17 protein-coding genes are annotated in these 18,851 nt (G+C 65.9%); 5 read left to right on the top strand and 12 right to left on the bottom strand.

All coding sequences use genetic code 11. The features are described from left to right. Positions 1 to 10: 10 nt before the first annotated feature. The 5 genes from HPS01S_RS07255 to HPS01S_RS07275 all read right to left on the bottom strand — a co-directional run bounded on the left by HPS01S_RS07255 (position 11) and on the right by HPS01S_RS07275 (position 7,575). Positions 11 to 1,147 (bottom strand): aminotransferase class V-fold PLP-dependent enzyme, encoded by a 1,137-nt coding sequence (locus tag HPS01S_RS07255; protein WP_066153189.1) that lies wholly within the window; start codon positions 1,145 to 1,147, stop codon positions 11 to 13. Between the two features lie 134 nt (positions 1,148 to 1,281). Continuing rightward, the gene (locus HPS01S_RS07260; RefSeq protein WP_066153192.1) at positions 1,282 to 2,955 is read right to left on the bottom strand and encodes a Na/Pi cotransporter family protein; all 1,674 of its coding nucleotides are present in this window, start codon (positions 2,953 to 2,955) and stop codon (positions 1,282 to 1,284) included. 33 nt (positions 2,956 to 2,988) lie between these two features. After that, positions 2,989 to 3,495 carry a signal peptidase II gene (lspA, locus tag HPS01S_RS07265; protein WP_066153194.1) on the bottom strand — a complete coding sequence of 169 codons (507 nt, stop codon included), beginning with the start codon at positions 3,493 to 3,495 and terminating at the stop codon, positions 2,989 to 2,991. Then, positions 3,495 to 6,398: an isoleucine--tRNA ligase gene (gene ileS / locus HPS01S_RS07270; RefSeq protein ID WP_066153196.1), complete on the bottom strand. Its 2,904-nt coding sequence runs from the start codon at positions 6,396 to 6,398 to the stop codon at positions 3,495 to 3,497. The genes lspA and ileS overlap by 1 nt, the downstream gene beginning before the upstream one ends. 109 nt (positions 6,399 to 6,507) lie before the next feature. Continuing rightward, positions 6,508 to 7,575, bottom strand: a complete 1,068-nt coding sequence (locus HPS01S_RS07275; protein WP_066153204.1) for a bifunctional riboflavin kinase/FAD synthetase — start codon at positions 7,573 to 7,575, stop codon at positions 6,508 to 6,510. A gap of 139 nt (positions 7,576 to 7,714) precedes the next feature. Between HPS01S_RS07275 and HPS01S_RS07280 the strand changes: the two genes are divergently transcribed. After that, on the top strand, positions 7,715 to 8,272 hold the full coding sequence (locus tag HPS01S_RS07280) for an HNH endonuclease (RefSeq protein WP_066153207.1): 558 nt from the start codon (positions 7,715 to 7,717) through the stop codon (positions 8,270 to 8,272). A gap of 53 nt (positions 8,273 to 8,325) precedes the next feature. On the opposite strand, the gene HPS01S_RS07285 is transcribed toward HPS01S_RS07280, so the two are convergent. From HPS01S_RS07285 to HPS01S_RS07295, 3 genes are all read right to left on the bottom strand, one after another. Beyond that, positions 8,326 to 9,441 carry an acyl-CoA dehydrogenase family protein gene (locus HPS01S_RS07285; protein WP_066153213.1) on the bottom strand — a complete coding sequence of 372 codons (1,116 nt, stop codon included), beginning with the start codon at positions 9,439 to 9,441 and terminating at the stop codon, positions 8,326 to 8,328. Positions 9,442 to 9,451: 10 nt separating this feature from the next. After that, a complete protein-coding gene (locus HPS01S_RS07290) occupies positions 9,452 to 10,633 on the bottom strand; it encodes an acyl-CoA dehydrogenase family protein (protein WP_066153215.1) in 1,182 nt (393 codons plus the stop codon). A gap of 78 nt (positions 10,634 to 10,711) precedes the next feature. Next, positions 10,712 to 11,383 carry a YceH family protein gene (locus HPS01S_RS07295; protein WP_066153218.1) on the bottom strand — a complete coding sequence of 224 codons (672 nt, stop codon included), beginning with the start codon at positions 11,381 to 11,383 and terminating at the stop codon, positions 10,712 to 10,714. Between the two features lie 48 nt (positions 11,384 to 11,431). Between HPS01S_RS07295 and purN the strand changes: the two genes are divergently transcribed. Continuing rightward, complete coding sequence (gene purN / locus HPS01S_RS07300; protein ID WP_084397140.1) at positions 11,432 to 12,010, top strand: phosphoribosylglycinamide formyltransferase; 579 nt, start codon at positions 11,432 to 11,434, stop codon at positions 12,008 to 12,010. Here purN and HPS01S_RS07305 read toward each other — a convergent pair whose 3' ends face one another. Then, entirely contained in the window at positions 12,011 to 13,630 is a 1,620-nt protein-coding gene (locus HPS01S_RS07305; protein ID WP_066153220.1) for a peptide chain release factor 3, read from the bottom strand. Between the two features lie 34 nt (positions 13,631 to 13,664). On the opposite strand from HPS01S_RS07305, the gene HPS01S_RS07310 reads away from it, so the two are divergent. Further along, a complete protein-coding gene (locus tag HPS01S_RS07310) occupies positions 13,665 to 14,930 on the top strand; it encodes an RsmB/NOP family class I SAM-dependent RNA methyltransferase (RefSeq protein ID WP_066153222.1) in 1,266 nt (421 codons plus the stop codon). Between the two features lie 136 nt (positions 14,931 to 15,066). Continuing rightward, entirely contained in the window at positions 15,067 to 16,293 is a 1,227-nt protein-coding gene (locus tag HPS01S_RS07315) for a DesA family fatty acid desaturase (protein WP_066153224.1), read from the top strand. A 100-nt stretch (positions 16,294 to 16,393) separates the two neighbouring features. Here the strand turns inward: HPS01S_RS07315 and rpmG are convergent, their stop codons facing one another. From rpmG to trxB, 3 genes are all read right to left on the bottom strand, one after another. Beyond that, positions 16,394 to 16,564, bottom strand: a complete 171-nt coding sequence (gene rpmG / locus HPS01S_RS07320; RefSeq protein WP_056269543.1) for a 50S ribosomal protein L33 — start codon at positions 16,562 to 16,564, stop codon at positions 16,394 to 16,396. Positions 16,565 to 16,575: 11 nt separating this feature from the next. Further along, on the bottom strand, positions 16,576 to 16,809 hold the full coding sequence (gene rpmB / locus HPS01S_RS07325; protein ID WP_056269541.1) for a 50S ribosomal protein L28: 234 nt from the start codon (positions 16,807 to 16,809) through the stop codon (positions 16,576 to 16,578). A gap of 235 nt (positions 16,810 to 17,044) precedes the next feature. Beyond that, entirely contained in the window at positions 17,045 to 17,992 is a 948-nt protein-coding gene (trxB, locus tag HPS01S_RS07330) for a thioredoxin-disulfide reductase (protein WP_066153227.1), read from the bottom strand. 150 nt (positions 17,993 to 18,142) lie between these two features. On the opposite strand from trxB, the gene HPS01S_RS07335 reads away from it, so the two are divergent. After that, positions 18,143 to 18,817: a Crp/Fnr family transcriptional regulator gene (locus tag HPS01S_RS07335; RefSeq protein ID WP_066153230.1), complete on the top strand. Its 675-nt coding sequence runs from the start codon at positions 18,143 to 18,145 to the stop codon at positions 18,815 to 18,817. The last annotated feature ends 34 nt before the right edge of the window (positions 18,818 to 18,851 follow it).

The raw sequence follows: 18,851 nt of genomic DNA on the forward strand, positions 1-18,851 counted from the left end.
AGCGGCGGGATTATATCTTTGGACTTACCGTCTTCAGCGCATCCTGCAGGTGCGAGAGGGTGCCCGCCACGTCGTGCCACTTGTCCAGGCCGAACAGGCCGATGCGGAAGGTCTTGAAGTCGGCGCCTTCGTCGCACTGCAGCGGCACGCCGGCGGCGGTCTGCAGGCCGGCGGCGAGGAACTTCTTGCTGTTCTGGACGTCCGGATCGCTGGTGTAGCTGACCACCACGCCGGGCGCCTGGAAGCTGGGCGCGGCCACGCTGGCAAAACCGTTCGACTCCAGCAGCGCACGCACCTCGCGGCCCAGAGCGACCTGTTCATCGCGCACCTTGGCAAAGCCGTAGGCCTCGGTCTCTTTCATGGTGTCGCGCAGGCGTTGCAGCGCATCGGTCGGCAGGGTGGTGTGGTACGCATGGCCGCCGCCTTCGTAGGTCTCCATGATCTGCAGCCACTTCTTCAGATCCATGGCGAAGGTCGTGCTCTGGGTGGTGTCGATGGCCTGTCGGGCGCGCTCGCTGAGCATCACCATGGCGCAGCAGGGCGAGCTGCTCCAGCCCTTCTGCGGTGCGGAGATCAGGATGTCGACGCCGGTGGTCTTCATGTCGACCCACATGGCGCCGGAGGCGATGCAGTCCAGCACGAACAGGCCGCCCACGGCGTGCACGGCCTCGGCCACCGCCTGCAGGTAGTCGTCGGGCAGCATCATGCCGGCGGCCGTCTCCACGTGCGGTGCGAACACCAGCGCCGGCTTCTCTTTGGCGATCGCTGCGGTCACCTCCTCGATCGGGCAGGGCGTCCAGGGCGACTGCGCACCGTCAGCGGTCTTGCGCGCCTTGAGCACGGTGTGGCTGGCGGGAATCGAGCCCATGTCGAAGATCTGCGTCCAGCGGTAGCTGAACCAGCCGTTGCGGATCACCATGACGTGTTTTCCGTGCGCGAACTGGCGCGCGACGGACTCCATGCCGAAGGTGCCACTGCCGGGCACCAGCACCGCCGAGTGCGCGCCATAGACCTGCTTGAGCATGGCCGAGATGTCGGTCATCACACCCTGGAAGCGCCGCGACATGTGGTTGAGCGCGCGGTCGGTGTAGACCACCGAAAATTCCAGCAGTCCGTCGGGGTCGATGTGGGGCAGCAGTCCGGGCATGAGGGTGTCTCCGTCAACAGGTGTGCCGGCCAGATTAGCACAGCACCCAGCACTTTCATCGCAGGGCCGCCCCAAGATGAAAGTAGCCCCTTGGGGGCAGCGACCCGCGTGGCGGCGGAGCGTGGGGCGGATGTTCAGTGCCGGCCGTGCGGTGTCTCCAGGCTCTGCAACCGGCTTTCGCGCAGGCGGCTGGGCGCCAGCGCGCCGGCCGAGTCGAGGATGGGATAGGCGATCGAACAGATGTGCGAGTTGATGCGCTTGAGGTCGCTGATCAGGTCAATGTGCAGCGAGCTGCTTTCCATGCTGGGGGCCGCGCGTTCGGTCAGGCGCTCAAGGTGGCTGCTGGCGTATTCGCGCTCCATCTCGCGAAAGCGCACCTTTTCTTCCAGCAGGCGCTGCGCGTCCCGCACGTCGCCGTCAAGGAAGACGCTCATGCCCAGGCGCAGGTTGTCCAGCAGCCGCGCGTGCATCGCGCTGATCTCGGTCATGCCGGCTTCGGAGAACTCGCGGCCCTTGCGGATCTTCTTGTCCTCGATGTCCAGCAGCACGCGCTCGACGGTGTCGCCGATCTGCTCCATGTTGATGGTGAAGCTGATGATGTCGGTCCAGCGCCGGCCTTCCTTCTCGTTGAGCTGCTCGCGCGAGATCTTGGTCAGGTAGTACTTGATGGCCGAATACAGGTCGTCCACCGTGTCGTCCATCTTGCGCAGGTCCTGCGACAGCTGCAGGTCGTTGGTCCGGATGACCGTCATCACGCCACGCAGCATGGTTTCCACCACATCGGCCTGGTGCAGGGCCTCGCGCGCCGCACACGAGATCGCCAGCGATGGCGTGGCCAGGGCGGAGGGGTCGAGGTGATTGGGGCGTTCGAGCGCGCTGCCGGCTTTCTGCAGCGGCAGCAGCTTCTCCACCCAGTGGGCCACGGTGCCGGTCAGGCCGATGAAGACCAGGCCGACCATCAGGTTGAAGCACAGGTGGAACAGCACGGTCTGCGCCGCCGGGTCCGGTACCCAGGGCGGCACCCAGCGCAGCCAGAACGGAATGAGCGCCGGCGCGATGGCCACGCCCATCAGCTTGAAAAGCAGGTTGCCCAGCGGCACCTGGCGCGTGGCGCGGTTGGCTTTGGCCGTGGTCAGCACCGCCAGCAGGCCGCTGCCCAGGTTGGCTCCCAGCACCAGGCCCAGCGCCACGTCGATGCCCACCACATTGATGGCCAGCGTCGCGGTCAGCAGCACCACGGCCAGGCTGGAGTACGACAGCACTGCCAGCGTGGCGCCGACCAGGATCTCCAGCATGCGGTCGCTGGTCAGCGATTCCAGCATCAGCTGCACCGCGGGGTTGGCGGTCAGCACGTGCGTGGCCTGGCTCACCAGCTGCAGGGCCAGCAGCATCAGGCCCAGGCCGATCAGCACGCGCCCCACGTCACCGACCTGGGTGCCCTGGCGCAGGATGAACAGCGTAACGCCCACAAAGATGAACAGCGGCGAGAGCCATGACAGGTCGAAGGAGAACACCACCGCCATCACGCTGGTGCCGATGTCGGCGCCCAGCATCACGGCCAGGGCCGCGGGCAGGGTGATCAGGCCGCGGCCGACGAAGGACGCGGTGATGAGGGCGGTGGCGGTGCTGGACTGCACCAGGGCGGTGACGCCCAGTCCCGACAGCGCCGCGGTGAGGCGGTTGCCCATGCTGGCCGCCAGCACCTGGCGCAGCTTGCTGCCCAGCACGCGCAGCACGCCGGTGCGCACCAGGTGGGTCCCCCAGACCAGCAGCGCGATGGCGGCCAGCAGATTCAGCAGGTGTTTCATGTCCGGGAAAACTATACCCGGAGTGCCATCGGTTTAACGGCTCTTCTTCACCCGCAGGATTTCGTCGAGGATCAGTGCGACCGCGCCGACAGTGATACCCGCATCGGCCAGGTTGAACGCCGGGAAATGGCCGCCGGGGAACAGGCCCGACAGGAAGGACCAGTGGAAATCCAACATGTCGACCACGTAGCCGTGCAGCACGCGATCCACCACGTTGCCGATGGCGCCGCCCAGGATGCAGGACAGAGCGAAGGCGAACAGCTTCTGTCCGGGGTGAGAGCGCAACATCCACACAATGAATACGGCCGCCGCGATGCCGATGCCGGTGAACAGCCAGCGCTGCCAGCCGCCAGCGGACGCCAGGAACGAGAAGGCCGCGCCGGTGTTGTGCACCCGCACGATGTTGAAGAAGCTGGTGACGTAGGTGCTGTCGCCCAGCTGGTAGTAGCCCAGGATCAGGGTCTTGGTGAACTGGTCCAGCAGGAAGACAACAGCGGCCAGACCGAGCCATGGCCAGAGGCTTGCCTTGGTTTTGGCCATCAGGCGATGCTCCTCGTTTCACCAGTGCCGGTGCCGGCTGCTTCGGCCAGGTTGCCCACGCAGCGGCCGCACAGCGTGGGGTGCTCGGCGTGTGCGCCCACATCGTCGGCGTAGTGCCAGCAGCGCTCGCATTTGGTGGCGGTGCTGGGGGTCACGGTCACCGCCAGTTCGGCGCCGTCCACCACGGTCACGGCCGAGGTGATGGTCACGAACTTCAGGTCCGCGCCCAGCGCGCGCAGCAGGGCCGCATCGTCCGCACCGGCGGTGATGGTCAGCGTCGCCTGCAGCGACGCGCCCACCTTGCCTTCGGTGCGCAGGTCTTCGATCGCCTTGTTGGCCACGTCGCGGATCTCGCGGATGCGGGCCCACTTGGCCAGCAGCGCTTCGTTGGCTGAGGGCAGGGCGCTGAAGGTCTCGAAGAAGATCGAGCCCTGCGTCGAGTCCTTGGCGAGCACGGCCCAGGCTTCTTCGGCGGTGAAGCTGAGGATGGGCGCCATCCAGCGCAGCATGGCGTGCGTGATCTGGTGCAGGGCGGTCTGGGCCGAGCGGCGCGCCAGGCTCTTGGGGGCGGTGGTGTAGAGCCGGTCCTTGAGCACGTCGAGGTAGAACGCACCCAGGTCTTCCGAGCAATAGACCTGCAGCTTGGCGACCACGGGGTGGAACTCGTAGACGTCGAAGTGCTTCAGGATCTCGGCCTGCAGTTCGCTGGCGCGGGCCAGCGCGTAGCGGTCGATCTCCAGCATCTGGTCCAGCGGCACGGCGTCGGTGGTCGGGTCGAAATCGACCGTGTTGGCCATCAGGAAGCGCAGCGTGTTGCGGATGCGGCGGTACGCGTCCACCACGCGGGCCAGGATCTTGTCGTCGATGTTCAGGTCGCCAGAGTAGTCGGTCGCACCCACCCACAGGCGCACGATCTCGGCCCCCAGCTTGGTGGTCACCGACTGCGGCTCCACCGTGTTGCCCAGCGACTTGCTCATCTTGCGGCCCTGGCCGTCGGTGGCGAAACCGTGGGTCAGCAGGCCACGATAGGGCGCGCGGTCGTAGATGGCGCAGCCCAGCAGCAGCGAGCTGTGGAACCAGCCGCGGTGCTGGTCGTGGCCTTCCAGGTACAGGTCGGCCTCGGGGCCTTGCGCGTGGCTGGCGCCGTTCGGGTAGGCCTTGGCGTGGCTGCCGCGCAGCACGTGCCAGAAGGTCGAGCCCGAGTCGAACCAGACTTCGAGGATGTCGGTGCTCTTGGTGTACTGCGGCGCATCGGCGCCCAGGATGTCCTCGGCCGTCACGCGGCTCCAGGCCTCGATACCGCCCTTCTCGACGATGTCGGCCGCCTGGTCGAGGATGGCCATGGTGTTGGGGTGCAGTTCGCCCGAATCCTTGTGCAGGAAGAAGGGCACCGGCACGCCCCACGACCGCTGGCGCGAGATGCACCAGTCGGGCCGGTTGGCGATCATGTCGCGCAGGCGGGCCTTGCCATTCTCGGGGTAGAAGCTGGTGTGGTCGATCGCGTCCAGGGCCAGCTGGCGCAGGGTCTTGGGCGCCTTGTCCTTGGTGAACACGCCTTCGCCCTCGTCCATGCGCACGAACCACTGCGCGGCGGCGCGGTAGATCACCGGCGTCTTGTGGCGCCAGCAGTGCGGGTAGCTGTGGGTGATGCCTTGCGTGGCCATCAGGCGGCCGTGCTCGCGCAGGGTCTCGATGATGACCGGGCAGGCCTTCCAGATGTGTTGACCGCCGAACAGCGGCAGTTCTTCTGCATAGACGCCGTTGCCCAGCACCGGGTTGAGGATCTGGTCGTAGCGCAGGCCGTGGGCCACGCAGCTGTTGAAGTCGTCCACACCGTAGGCGGGCGCGGAGTGCACGATGCCGGTGCCGTCGCCGTCGCTCACGTAATCGGCCAGGTACAGCGGCGAGAGGCGGCGGTAGCTGTATTCGTTGCCGCTGTCCGGCAGGTCGTGCAGCGGGTGACGGAACACCTGGCCGCGCAGGGCCTCGCCCTTGGCCGTGGCCAGCACGTTTCCGGTGAGGCCGAATCGCTCCAGGCACTTATCGACCAGGCTGGCGCCCAGCAGCAATACGCCCTTGGGCGTGTCGACCAGGGCGTACTCCAGCTCGGGGTGGGCGTTGAGCGCCTGGTTGGCCGGGATGGTCCAGGCGGTGGTGGTCCAGATGACGGCGAAGGCCTGCTTGCCGTCTGGCAGGGCGCTCAGGCCGAAGGCCTGGGCCAGGCCCGCCGCGTCGTTGGACTCGAAGGCCACGTCCAGCGTGTCGCTCTTCTTGTCGGCGTATTCGATCTCGAACTCGGCCAGCGAGCTGCCGCAGTCGAAGCACCAATACACGGGCTTGAGGCCGCGGTAGACGAAGCCGCGCTCGATCACGCGCTTGAAGGCACGGATCTGACCCGCTTCGTTGGCCGGGTCCATGGTGCGGTAGGGACGCTCCCAGTCGCCCAGCACGCCCAGGCGCTTGAAGTCCTCGCGCTGCTGGTTGATCTGCTCGGTGGCGTAGGCGCGGCTCTTGGCCTGCATGTCGTCGCGGCTGAGATTGCGGCCGTGCAGTTTCTCGATCGCGTTCTCGATCGGCAGGCCGTGGCAGTCCCAGCCGGGGATGTACTGCGCGTCGAAGCCGGCCAGTTGGCGGCTCTTGACGATCATGTCCTTGAGCACCTTGTTCAGCGCGTGGCCGATGTGCAGCTTGCCGTTGGCGTAGGGCGGGCCGTCGTGCAGCACGAACAGCGGCGCGCCCTGGCGGGCGTCGCGCAGGCGTTTGTACAGGCCGCCGCTGTTCCAGTCGGCCACCCAGCCCGGCTCGCGCTTGGGCAGGTCGCCGCGCATCGGGAAGGGCGTGTCGGGCATGTTCAACGTGGCGCGGTAGGCGCCGCCGCTGGCGTTCTCGTTCTTTTCAGCCATGGTGTTCGGCTTTCGGTGGGTGGGGCTTGCAGGCTCGGTGGGCGGCGCGGTGGCCGCAGGGGGTGGGGCAGGGCGCCCCGAGCCTGTGCAGGGGCGGCGACCGGGGCGGTCAGCCTTGAATTCGGTCGCGCGTGGTCTGGCGGCGGGTCTGGGCGTGCAGCGAAGCAAAAAACGCGCGAGCGTCGTCGCAGTCGTTGGCAATCCCTTGCGTCAGGGCGTCCAGGCTGTCGTACTTGAGCTCGTCGTGCAGTTTGTGCAGCAGTTCCACCCGGATGATTTTACCGTAGGCCTCTCCGCCGGGCAGGGTGGTCGAGAGCCCGGCTGGCCAGTCCAGGCAATGGGTTTCCAGCAGCACACGGCCGCCGTTGACGTCGTTCGGGTCCAGCGAGGGGCGCACGCCCAGATTGGCCACGCCCTCCAAGGGCTCCCCGGAGGGAGTGAGGCCGTGCACATGGACCGCGAAGATGCCGCTGGCAGCGGGCTTCCAGTGCGAGAAGCGCAGGTTCAGCGTGCGGAAGCCGTCGCTGCGCCCAGGGGCCGATTCGGCCAGCTGGCGGCCCAGCTTGCGCCCATGGACCACGTGGCCGCTGATGGCGTAGGGCCGGCCCAGCAGCGCGGCGGTGCGCTCCATGTCGCCGGCCGCCAGGGCCTCTCGCACCGCCGAACTGCTGACACGGGTGCCGTGCACCTCGTAGCTCTGCATGCGCGCCACATCGAAACCCATGGCCGAACCGGCGGCGTCGAGGAGGCGATAGTCACCGGCCCGCTGGGCGCCGAAACGGAAATCGTCGCCCACCAGCACGTACTTGACCCCCAGCGCGCGCACCAGGATGTCCTCGATGAAGGCCTGTGGCGGCAGCGAAGCCAGGCGCTGGTTGAACGGCAGCACGACGCACTGGTCCACACCACAGCGTTCCAGCTCCTCGAGCTTGTCTCGCAGCGTGGCGATGCGGGCGGGCGCCAGCTCGGGTTTGCGGTGCACTGCGGCGAAGAAGTCGCGCGGGTGGGGCTCGAAGGTCATCGCGCAGGTGGGCACGCCCCGGTGGCGCGCCTCGTTCTGCAGCAGCGCCAGCATGGCTTGGTGGCCACGGTGCACGCCGTCGAAGTTGCCGATGGTGAGTGCGCAGCCCTGGGTCGCGGGCAGGGAGCGGTTCCAGAGGCCGCGGAGGATTTTCATGAGGGATTGCGCGGGGTTCGCGAGGGCGTCACAAAAGCACGCTATATTGACACAGCCCCGCGGGCACCGGCCTGTGGGCGCACCAGCCGCAGGTGACGGTGCGGCTGGCCTCTTCAGTTTCCGTTGAAGGAGCCAGGTCTTGAAGGTCTTGAAGCTGTCTGCCCAGGGGCTGCCGCAATCGTGGATCAGCCTGGAAGAAGCCGTGCTGCACTACGCCGCGGACGAGGTGCGCTGGGAAATGGGCGCCGAGGTCGCGGTGTTCCATGGCGGGCACAACGCAGTCACGGGTCTGCAGTCGATCATCACCGTCAACTCGATCATCGGCACCAAGGGCGTTCCCAACATCAACCCCTTCGAGCTGCGGCCCACCCTGACCAATGCCAAGCTGTTCGCTCGCGACCGCTGCCTCTGCGGCTACTGCGGCCACCAGTTCCACGAGGACGAACTGACGCGCGAGCACATCCTGCCCATGGCCCAGAACGGCCGCGACATCTGGATGAACGTGGTCACGGCCTGCAGGTCCTGCAACCACCGCAAGGGCAACCGCACCCCCGAGCAGGCGAACATGCCGCTGCTGTACGCCCCCTACGTGCCCAGCCTCTGGGAGGACTTCATCCTGCGCAACCGCCGCATCCTGGCGGACCAGATGGAGTTCCTGATGTCGCACTTGCCCAAGACTTCCCGGCTGCACGCCTGAATGGAACGAAAAAGCCCCGCCAGGCGGGGCTTTCGGTGAGGTGTACTTGGCGATCAGGCGAACACGCCCGCCGAATCCTCCATCCGCGCCGACACCTCGCCCAGGTGGTGCAGTGTGTCGCCGTAGGTCATTTCCAGCTGCGTGAGTTTCTTGAAATAGTGGCTGACGATGTACTCGTCGGTCACGCCGATGCCGCCATGCAGCTGCACCGCCTGCTGGCCCACAAAGCGCATCGATTGGCCCAGCTGCACCTTGGCACGCGAGAGCGCGCGGCGGCGCTCGTCCGCCGGGGCGTTGAGCTTGAGGCTGGCGTAGTAGCTCATCGAACGCGCCAGCTCCAGCTGCATCTTCATGTCGGCCATGCGGTGGCGCAGGGCCTGGAAGCTGCCGATGGCGACGCCGAACTGTTTGCGTGTGTTCAGGTAGTCGGCCGTCACGGCCACCGTCTTGTCCATCACGCCCACCGCCTCGGCGCAGACGCAGGCGATGCCGATGTCCACCGCGTGTTCCAAGGCGGTCAGGCCATCCGCCGTGACCAGCGTGGCCGCGGCGTTCTGCAAGCTCACCTCGGCCGCACGGCCGCCATCCTGGGTGCCATACCCTTGAGTGGACACGCCATCGGCGTTGCGCTCGACCAGGAAGAGGGCGATCTGGCCGTTGGCCATGGCCGGCACGAGGAAGGCGTCGGCGTGGTCGCCCGCGGGCACCACGCTTTTGGTGCCGCTGAGGGTCCAGCCGCTGCCCGCCTGCGCGGCGGTGGTCTTGCAGAGGTCGAGCTGGTAGCGCGCACCGCGCTCCTGCTGCGCCAGCACCACCAAGGCCTCGCCCGCTGCGATCTTCGGCAGCCAGGCCGCCTTCACCTCGGCGCCACCGTAGGCGCCGATCACGCCGCTGGTGACCAAGGTCTGCGCCAACGGTTCAAGCACGATGCCGCGGCCCAGCTCCTCCATAACCACCATGCCTTCGACCGGTCCCATGCCCAGGCCTCCGTCGGCTTCGCTGATGTACAGGCCGCCGAGGCCGAGTTCGGCCAGCTCGTTGTAGGCCGTGCGGTCAAAGCCGCCGGCCTTCACGATGGCGCGGCGGCGCTCGAAGTCGTAGCCCTTGTCGACCCACTTGCGCACCGCGTCGCGCAACTGTTCCTGGTCGTCGCTGAAATCGAAATCCATGTCTGTCTCCTTAGCCGAGGACCGTCTGGGCAACGATGTTGCGCTGCACTTCGTTGGAGCCACCATAGATGGTGGTCTTGCGCATGTTGAAGTAGGTCGACGCGAGCGGTGCGTTGGCCACCACCCCGCCCGGGAAGTTGCCCTGCCAGCCGGCCTCCATGGCTTCCTCGATGAAGGGCAGGCTGAACGGGCCGGCGGCCAGCATCATCAGCTCCGCGTAGCGCTGCTGGATCTCGCTGCCCTTGATCTTGAGCAGACCGGCGATGTCCAGCGACTGCTTGCCCGACTTCTCGGCCGACAGCACCCGCAGCACCAGCATTTCCAGCGCCACGATGTCCACTTCCAGCAGCGCAATCTGGTCGCGGAAGCGCAGGTCGTCCCACATACCTTCGGCTTTGGCGATGCGTTTGAGGCGTTCCAGCTCGCGTTTGGCGCGGTTGACGTCGGCGATGTTGGTGCGTTCGTGCGAGAGCAGGTGCTTGGCGTAGGTCCAGCCCTTGTTCTCTTCGCCGATCAGGTTCTCCACCGGCACCTTGACGTTGTCGAAGAAGACCTCGTTGACCTCGCACTCACCATCCAGCAGCTTGATCGGGCGCACCGTCACGCCGGGCGACTTCATGTCCACCAGCAGGAAACTGATGCCGGTCTGCGGTTTGCCTTCGGTGCTGGTGCGCACGAGGCAGAAGATCCACTCGCCGTATTGGCCCAGCGTGGTCCAGGTCTTCTGGCCGTTGACCAGGTAGTGGTCACCCTGGCGCTCGGCGCGGGTCTTGACCGAGGCCAGGTCCGAGCCCGAGCCGGGTTCGCTGTAGCCCTGGCTCCACCACACTTCACCGCTGGCAATGCCGGGCAGGAAACGTTCCTGCTGTTCCTTGTTGCCGAACGCCATGATCACCGGCGCCACCATCACCGGGCCGAAGGGCACGATGCGCGGCGCGCCGGCCAGGGCGCATTCTTCTTCGAACAGGTGCTTCTGCACGGCTGTCCAGCCCGGGCCGCCGAACTCCTTGGGCCAGCCGTAGCCCAGCCAGCCCTTCTTGCCGAGGATCTTGGCCCAGCGCTGCATGTCGTCGCGCGAGAGGCGCAGCGCGTTGTGGACCTTGTGGGCGATGTCGGCGGGCAGGTTGTCCTTGACCCAGCCGCGAATCTCGTCGCGGAACGCCAGCTCTTGCGGCGTGAATGCCAAATCCATGCTTGTCTCCGTGGTCGGGTGATCGTTGGTCGCCGGGGGCGGCGGCCCGATCCACGAAGTTTCGCACGACCGTTCGTTTTATGGCTGTCCGGGCTGCGACAAACCCAGCTGGTCCCGAAGGTCGGCCAGCTGGGCCTGGAGGGTCGCCACCGTGGCTTCCAGAGTGGCGACGCGCTCCACCAGGGCACTGTCGCCGGGTGAGCTTTCGGGTACCGCCGGGGCCGACATGTCCACCGGGCCACACAGCAGGTGCGTCCAGCGTTGCTCGCGGGCACCGGGCGCGCGCGGCAGCTTGACGACCAGCGGGCCACCCTTCTCGTCGCTGCGGTCCTGCATTTCTTCCAGGAAGCCCTCCACCGAGGCGATGTCCAGAAACTTGTACCAGCGGTCGGCGTTGATGCGCAGTTCGCCCGCCGTCTGCGGGCCGCGCAGCATCAGCAGGCCCAGCAAGGTGGCCGACTGGTCTGGCACGCCGGCCGCGCGCGGGAGGTTGTGTTCATAGCGCGGCACGCGCGAGCCGCTGGACTCGATGACCATGCTGTAGTCGCGCAGCACATCGATGGCGTCGCTGATCTGGGCCTCGCTGAGGCTCATCACCGGTTCCCGTGCGGTCTTCTGGTTGCAGCCGCCGTGCAGGCTGTTGAGCGAGAGCGGGTAGCTGTCGGGCACGGTGCGGGCCTTTTCCATCAGGGTGGCCAACACGCGGGCTTCGACTGGCGACAGGGGGCGGGTGCGGAAATCGTGGTTCATTACACTTGGCGGCCCCAGCGGGCGCTGAATCGGTCGGTACATCGGGTCGTGAACAAGAACATCGTCATTCTCATCTCAGGCAGCGGCTCCAACATGGCCGCCATCGTCCAGGCGGCCCAAAAGGGCCGCTGGCGTGAGCGCTTTGGTACCCAGGTGGCGGCCGTCATCAGCAACAAGGCCGAGGCCGGTGGGCTGGCCTGGGCCCGCGAACACCACATCCCGACGGCCAGTTTCGACCACAAGGCCTACGCCTCGCGCGAGGCCTTCGATGCGGCCCTGATGACCGAAATCGACCGCCACCAGCCGGCGCTGGTTGTGCTGGCTGGCTTCATGCGCATCCTCACGCCCGGTTTTGTGCAGCACTATGACGGCCGGCTGATCAACATCCACCCCAGCCTGCTGCCGGCTTTCCCTGGCCTGCACACCCACCAGCGCGCCATCGACGCCGGCTGCCGGTTCGGCGGCTGCACCGTGCACCGCGTGACGGCCGAGCTGGACCACGGTGAGTACCTGGACCAGGCGGTGGTGCCCATCCTGCCGGGCGACACCGCCCAGACCCTCGCCGCCCGCGTGCTCACGCAGGAACACCTGATCTATCCGCGGGTGGTCGAGCGGCTGATCAGCTGATCACATCGACTTGTGGAACACCAGGCCTGCGTGCTCGCGCATGGCGTGGAACCTGATCTTGGGCCAGTTGGCCTCGACCGCGCGCAGCGTTGCCATGTGGTCCAGCAGCACGGTGGGGGCATCCACGGCGTCCAGCGCCACGCGGTGGGCGTTGGCGTCCATGAAGCGCTTGAGCTCCTGTTCGCCGCCGTCCTCGGGTGCACAGGTCACCCAGCGCGTCACGTTGTAGTTGCTGCCCGTGATGCGGGCCTTGACGCCGTACTCGTGCTCCAGCCGGTGGGCCACCACTTCGAACTGCAGCTGACCGACAGCGCCCAGCAGCAGCACCGTGCCGGCGATCGGCCGGAACACCTGGATCGCGCCTTCTTCGCCCAGCTGGGTCAGGCCGGCGCGCAGCTGCTTGGTCTTGAGCGGGTCGGCCACTTCCACGCTGCGGATGATTTCCGGCGCGAAGAAGGGCAGGCCGGTGAACTGCAGGGCCTCTCCCTCAGTCAGGGTGTCGCCCAGCTGCAGCACGCCGTGGTTCGGTATGCCGATGATGTCGCCGGCAAAGGCCTCGTCCAGCAGCTCGCGGCGCTGCGACAGGAAGCTGACCACGGTGTTGGGCCGCAGCTCCTTGCCGCTGCGCACCACCTTCAGGCGCATGCCACGCTCGAAGTGGCCGCTGGCGCAGCGCACGAAGGCGATGCGGTCACGATGCGCCGGGTCCATGTTGGCCTGGATCTTGAACACCACGCCGGTGAACTTGGGCTCGGTCGGCTCCACCGTGCGCTGGATCGCGGCCTTGGCGCCCGGGGACGGGGCCAGGTCGACCAGCGCATCCAGCACCTCGCGCACACCGAAGTTGTTGACGGCCGAGCCGAACAGCATGGGCGTCTGATGACCGTCGAGAAAGGCCTGCTTGTCGAAGGCGGGTGAGGCGCCCTCGACCAGCTCTAGCTCATCCTTGGCGGCGCTCCATTCCATGCCAAAGCGGCGGGCGCTCTCGGCGTTGTCCAGGCCGGCCAGCACTTCCTCGTCGCCGCCGCGGCGGTCTTCACCGGCGGCGAACACGCGCATCTGGTCTTCGCGGCGGTCGTACACGCCGCGGAAGGTCTTGCCCATGCCGACCGGCCAGGTGAAGGGCACGACCGTCATGCCCAGCTCGCGTTCGATCTCATCCATCAGGTCCAGCGGGGCCTTGACCTCGCGGTCCATCTTGTTGACGAAGGTGAGGATGGGCGTGTTGCGCGCACGGCAGACCTGCAGCAGGCGGCGGGTCTGCGGTTCCACGCCGTTGCCGGCGTCGATCACCATCAGCGCGGCGTCCACCGCGGTGAGCACGCGGTAGGTGTCTTCCGAGAAGTCCTGGTGGCCCGGGGTGTCCAGCAGGTTGATGACGCAGTCGCGGTACTCCATCTGCATCACGGACGACGCGACGGAAATACCCCGCTGCTTTTCGATCTCCATCCAGTCGGAGGTGGCGTGGCGCGCGGCCTTGCGCGCCTTGACCGAGCCGGCGATGTTGATGGCGCCCGAGAACAGCAGCAGCTTCTCGGTCAGGGTGGTCTTACCCGCGTCGGGGTGCGAAATGATGGCGAAGGTGCGGCGGCGCTGCACCTGTTGGGCGATGTCGGACATAACCCTCGATTATCCCCGGTGGGACAATACCGGCATGAACCCGAAAGCCCTTCTGGACGAAAGCGCCAGCCTGATCGAGAAAGTCTTCAAGTTCGACCACCCGGCCGATGCCATCGTGGCGCGCCATTTCCGCGAGAACAGGTCGCTCGGCCCGCGCGAGCGGGCCACTCTGTCGGACACCGTGTTTGCCGTGCTGCGCGAACGCCTGAAGTTCGAGTGGCTGGCCCGTTCCGGCAGCGGGTCCAAATGGCGTCGACTGGCCATTCTGGGGTTTCCCGGGGAGCACGACTACCTCAAGAGCGCGCTGACGGATGCAGAGAAGGAATGGTGGAACGCCTGCGGGAAAGTGGGCGATGCGCAGTTGCTGGCTCCGCATCGCCACAACTTGCCCGAGTGGCTGGCGCAGGCGCTTCGAGAGCAGTTGGGAGACGAGTTCGATGCCCTGGCCGCAAGCCTGCTGCGTCCGGCACCGCTGGACCTGCGGGTGAATGCGCTCAAACAAAAGCGCGACGCTGCATTGGCGGGTGTGCGCAGTGCCGGATGGCCTGCCGAGCCGACGCCGTACTCACCGCTGGGCATTCGGCTGGAGGGCAAGCCCAATCTGTCCAAGCTGCCTCTGTTCACTGCGGGCGAGGTGGAGGTGCAGGACGAGGGCTCGCAACTTCTGGCCCTGTTGCTCGGGGCCAAGCGCGGGGAGATGGTGGCCGACTTCTGCGCTGGCGCAGGGGGCAAGACGCTGGCGATCGGGTCGTCCATGAAGAACACAGGCCGCCTTTATGCTTTCGACACCTCGGCCCACCGACTCGATGCCATCAAGCCCCGGCTGGCGCGCAGCGGCCTGTCGAACGTGCATCCGGTGGCGATTGCCCACGAACGGGATGAGCGCATCAAGCGGCTGGCCGGGAAAATGGACCGGGTGCTGGTCGACGCACCGTGTTCCGGGCTGGGGACGTTGCGCCGCAGCCCGGATCTGAAGTGGCGCCAGACGACCGAGACCGTGGCGGCGCAGGCGGATCTCCAGCAGCGCATTCTGCTCAGCGCGGCCCGTCTGCTCAAACCCGGTGGGCGGCTGGTCTACGCGACCTGCAGCCTGCTGCTTCAGGAGAACGAAGCCGTGGCGAGGGCCTTCGGGTTGGCGCATCCCGAATTCGAGCCTCTGTCGGTGGCCGATCTGCTCGCCGTGGCCCAGGTCGGAGAGGCCGCGTCCCTGTGCAGTCCGGATGGGCTGCACATGAGGTTGTGGCCGCACCGGCACGGCACGGACGGCTTCTTCGCCGCCGCATGGCAGAAAAAAGGCTGACACGACCGCGTTGATTTCATATTGTGGTGTGCGGCTTGGGGAATTTCACCCCCACCAGTAAAATTGAAGGCTATCCCGCCAGGCGCCCGCAGCGGGATCTTCATGTTGTTACGCCGGGCGCGCACATAGGAAATCAATGTTTTCTTCCGATTACGGCCTCCTGTCCTATCTCTGGGACGGGCTGATTCAGTTTCTGGCCGACGGCCTTACCCAGGCCACCTGGTGGCAAGCCATCATCGCGGCGCTGGTGATGACGCACATCACCATCGCCAGTGTCACGATCTACCTGCACCGCCACTCGGCGCACCGCTCGCTGGACCTGCACCCGATCGCCTCCCACTTCTTCCGCTTCTGGCTGTGGATGACCACGGGTATGGTCACCAAGGAGTGGACCGCGATCCACCGCAAGCATCACGCGAAATGTGAACACGAGGGCGATCCGCACAGCCCGGTTGTGTTCGGCATCAAGAAGGTGTTTTTCGAAGGCAGCGAGCTGTACCGTGCCGAGGCCAAGAACCAGGAGACCCTGGCCCGCTATGGCCACAACACCCCGGACGACTGGATCGAGCGAAACCTCTACACGGGTCGCTCGCGGCTGGGCGTGAGCCTGATGCTGATCATCGATGTGGCACTTTTCGGTGCACTCGGGCTGACGGTGTGGGCGATCCAGATGGCGTGGATCCCCATCACTGCCGCCGGCATCATCAACGGCATCGGTCACTGGTGGGGCTATCGCAACTTCGAGGCGGCGGATGCCAGCACCAACGTGTCGCCCTGGGGCATCATCATTGGTGGTGAGGAGTTGCACAACAACCATCACACCTACCCGACGTCCGCCAAGCTCTCGGTCAAGCCCTACGAGTTCGACATCGGCTGGATGTACATCACCATCCTGAAGACTTTCGGGCTGGCCTCGGTGAAGAAGCTGCCGCCCAAGATGGCCTTCGGTGCCGTCAAGCCGGTGGCGGATGAAAAGACCCTGGAAGCGATCATCGCCAACCGCTATGAGGTCATGGCCGGCTATGCCCGCGAACTGCGTGTGGCCTGCCAGCGCGAGGTCGAGGCACTCAAGAGCCGCAGTGGCGATGTGTCCGCGCTCGAAGCGGCCCGCCGCTGGCTGCACCGAGATGAAGACAAGGTGCCGGCGGCGGTGAAGCCTCAGCTGGCACAGGCCCGTGCCGAGCACCCTGTGCTGGACAAGATGGTCACCATGCGGGAAGAGCTGCGCTCGCTCTGGACTGGTACGAACGCCACACGTGAACAACTGGCCGCCGACCTGCAAGCCTGGTGCCGCCGTGCCGAAGAGAGCGGCATCGCCGCCCTGCGCGATTTTTCGATCCAGCTGCGTTCCGCGCGCGCCTGACGGAATCGAGCAGCCCGTGCCACGACGTGGCGCGGGCAACAAAAAAGCCGCTGTGAAAACAGCGGCTTTTTTGTTGGGTCGAACCGGAAGCAGGGCCGAATCACTTCAGCTTGATTTCCTTGTAGTCCACGTGCTTGCGAGCCTTGGGATCAAATTTCTTGATCAGCATCTTCTCGGGTGTGGTCTTCTTGTTCTTGGTGGTGGTGTAGAAGTGGCCGGTTCCAGCAGTGGATTCCAGCTTGATCTTCTCGCGTGCGCCTTTGGTTGCCATGTCGTGACTCCTTAAGCCTGGCCACGTGCGCGCAGGTCGGCGAGCACAGCGTCGATACCGTTCTTGTCGATCAGGCGCAGGGCAGCGCCCGACACGCGCAGACGAACCCAGCGGTTCTCGCTCTCGACCCAGAAACGGCGGTATTGCAGGTTCGGCAGGAACCGGCGCTTGGTTTTGTTGTTGGCGTGGGAAACGTTGTTCCCGACCATGGGCTTCTTGCCCGTGACGTCGCAGACGCGTGCCATGAGGACACTCCGATACTTCTATACAGCTGCCGCAGCGGGTCGGCCGATCTGATGCGTCAGAAACGACCGACTGGCGGTTGAGCCTCACCTCGCCAGGAAAGGGTGGCGGTAACCCGGGAAATTGCCTCAAACCAAGTCAAACAGGCTCGGTCCACTCAGCAAAGCCGCACATTATAGACCGACCGATGGATGGCGGTCCACCGTCAGTCGGCTTGCGGGGGCGAGGTCTGGTGTTTCAGGCCGGGTTCTGTTCCAGGAAGCGCTGCGCGTCCAGCGCCGCCATGCACCCGGTGCCCGCGCTGGTGATGGCCTGCCGATAGACGTGGTCCTGCACGTCACCCGCAGCGAACACCCCGGGGACGCTGGTCATTGTGGCCATGCCGTTGTTGCCCGACTGGGTGACGAGGTAACCATCCTTCATGGCCAGCTGGCCTTGGAAGATCCCGGTGTTCGGGCTGTGTCCGATGGCAATGAAGCACCCCTTGACGGCCACATCCTGGGTGCTTCCGTCCTTCACGTTCTTCAGCCGCACCCCGGTCACGCCGCTGGCATCGCCTAGCACCTCGTCAAGCACGCTGTGCAGCTTGAGCTCAATCTTGCCTTCCTTCACCTTGTCCATCAGCTTGTCGATCATGATGGCCTCGGCCCGGAAGCTGTCCCGCCGGTGCACCAGTGTGACCTTGCTGGCGATGTTGGACAGGTACAGCGCTTCTTCGACAGCGGTGTTTCCGCCGCCGACCACGGCCACTTCCTGGCCACGGTAGAAGAACCCGTCGCAGGTGGCGCAGGCACTCACCCCTTTGCCCATGAAGGTCTCTTCGGAGGGCAGGCCCAGGTAACGGGCCGATGCGCCGGTGGCGATGATCAGTGTGTCGCAGCTGTATTGGCCACTGTCACCCGTGAGGACGAACGGACGCTTGGACAGGTCCACAGCGTTGATGTGATCGAACACGATCTCGGTCTTGAAGCGCTCGGCGTGCTCCAGGAAGCGCTGCATCAGATCCGGCCCTTGCACCCCGTGCACGTCCGCGGGCCAGTTGTCCACCTCGGTGGTGGTCATGAGCTGACCGCCTTGCGCAATGCCGGTGACCAGCACAGGGGCCAGGTTGGCGCGGGCGGCATAGACCGCCGCCGTATATCCGGCAGGGCCGGATCCCAGAATAAGAACTTTCGTATGCTTCATTTCGGAGGCCCATCGATCTTCAGGGCAAGTGGTTTAGAGTCGGTGGGTGTGCTCAGAGTCGTGATGTCCGGTGGTCACATCGCCGCGCTGAGGATTGATCAGCATTGTATGAAACGCGCCTTGGGCGCATTCGACACAAAGGTTTTAGACATGGCCATCCTGTCCAATCTGGATCTGATCCGTCGGGTTCCCCTGTTTTCGACGCTCACGCAGGCCCAGGCCGAATCTGTCGCCGAAGCCGTGGTCAAGCGGCGCTACAAGCGCGGAGAGGTGATCGTGGAGCAGGGCAAGAAATCTAACTTCCTCGCCATCGTGCTCACCGGGCGTGCCCGGGTGGTCACCACCGATTCAAGGGGGCGGGAGGTGATCCTGGCAACCATGAACCCGGGCGACTACGTGGGCGAGATGAGCCTGATCGACAACCAGCCCCATTCGGCCACGGTGCGCGCCGAAGTGCAGACCGATGTGCTGATTCTGGGGCGGGTGGAGTTTGCGCGTTGCCTGCCCGAGAACACGTCGATGGCCTATGCGGTCATGAAGGGCTTGGTGCTCCGCCTGAGGCACGCCGACCGCAAGATCGAATCCCTGGCGTTGATGGATGTGTATGGGCGCGTGGCCAGGGCACTGCTCGAATTTGCGATTCCGGACAAGGATGGTCGTCTGGTGATCCGCGAGCGGGTCTCGCGCCAGGATGTGGCCAAGATGATCGGCGCATCGCGAGAAATGGTCAGCCGGGTGATGAAGGACCTGGAGGATCGGGGCTTCATCGAGGTGGGTGAGGACGGCAGCACCATCATCAAGGACCGCCTGACGTCGCTGGGCTGATCCTTCTATCGCCCATACGTTTCGTCGACTCACG

This window comes from Hydrogenophaga pseudoflava NBRC 102511, from assembly GCF_001592285.1.
Classification (GTDB): Bacteria; Pseudomonadota; Gammaproteobacteria; order Burkholderiales; family Burkholderiaceae_C; genus Hydrogenophaga; species Hydrogenophaga pseudoflava.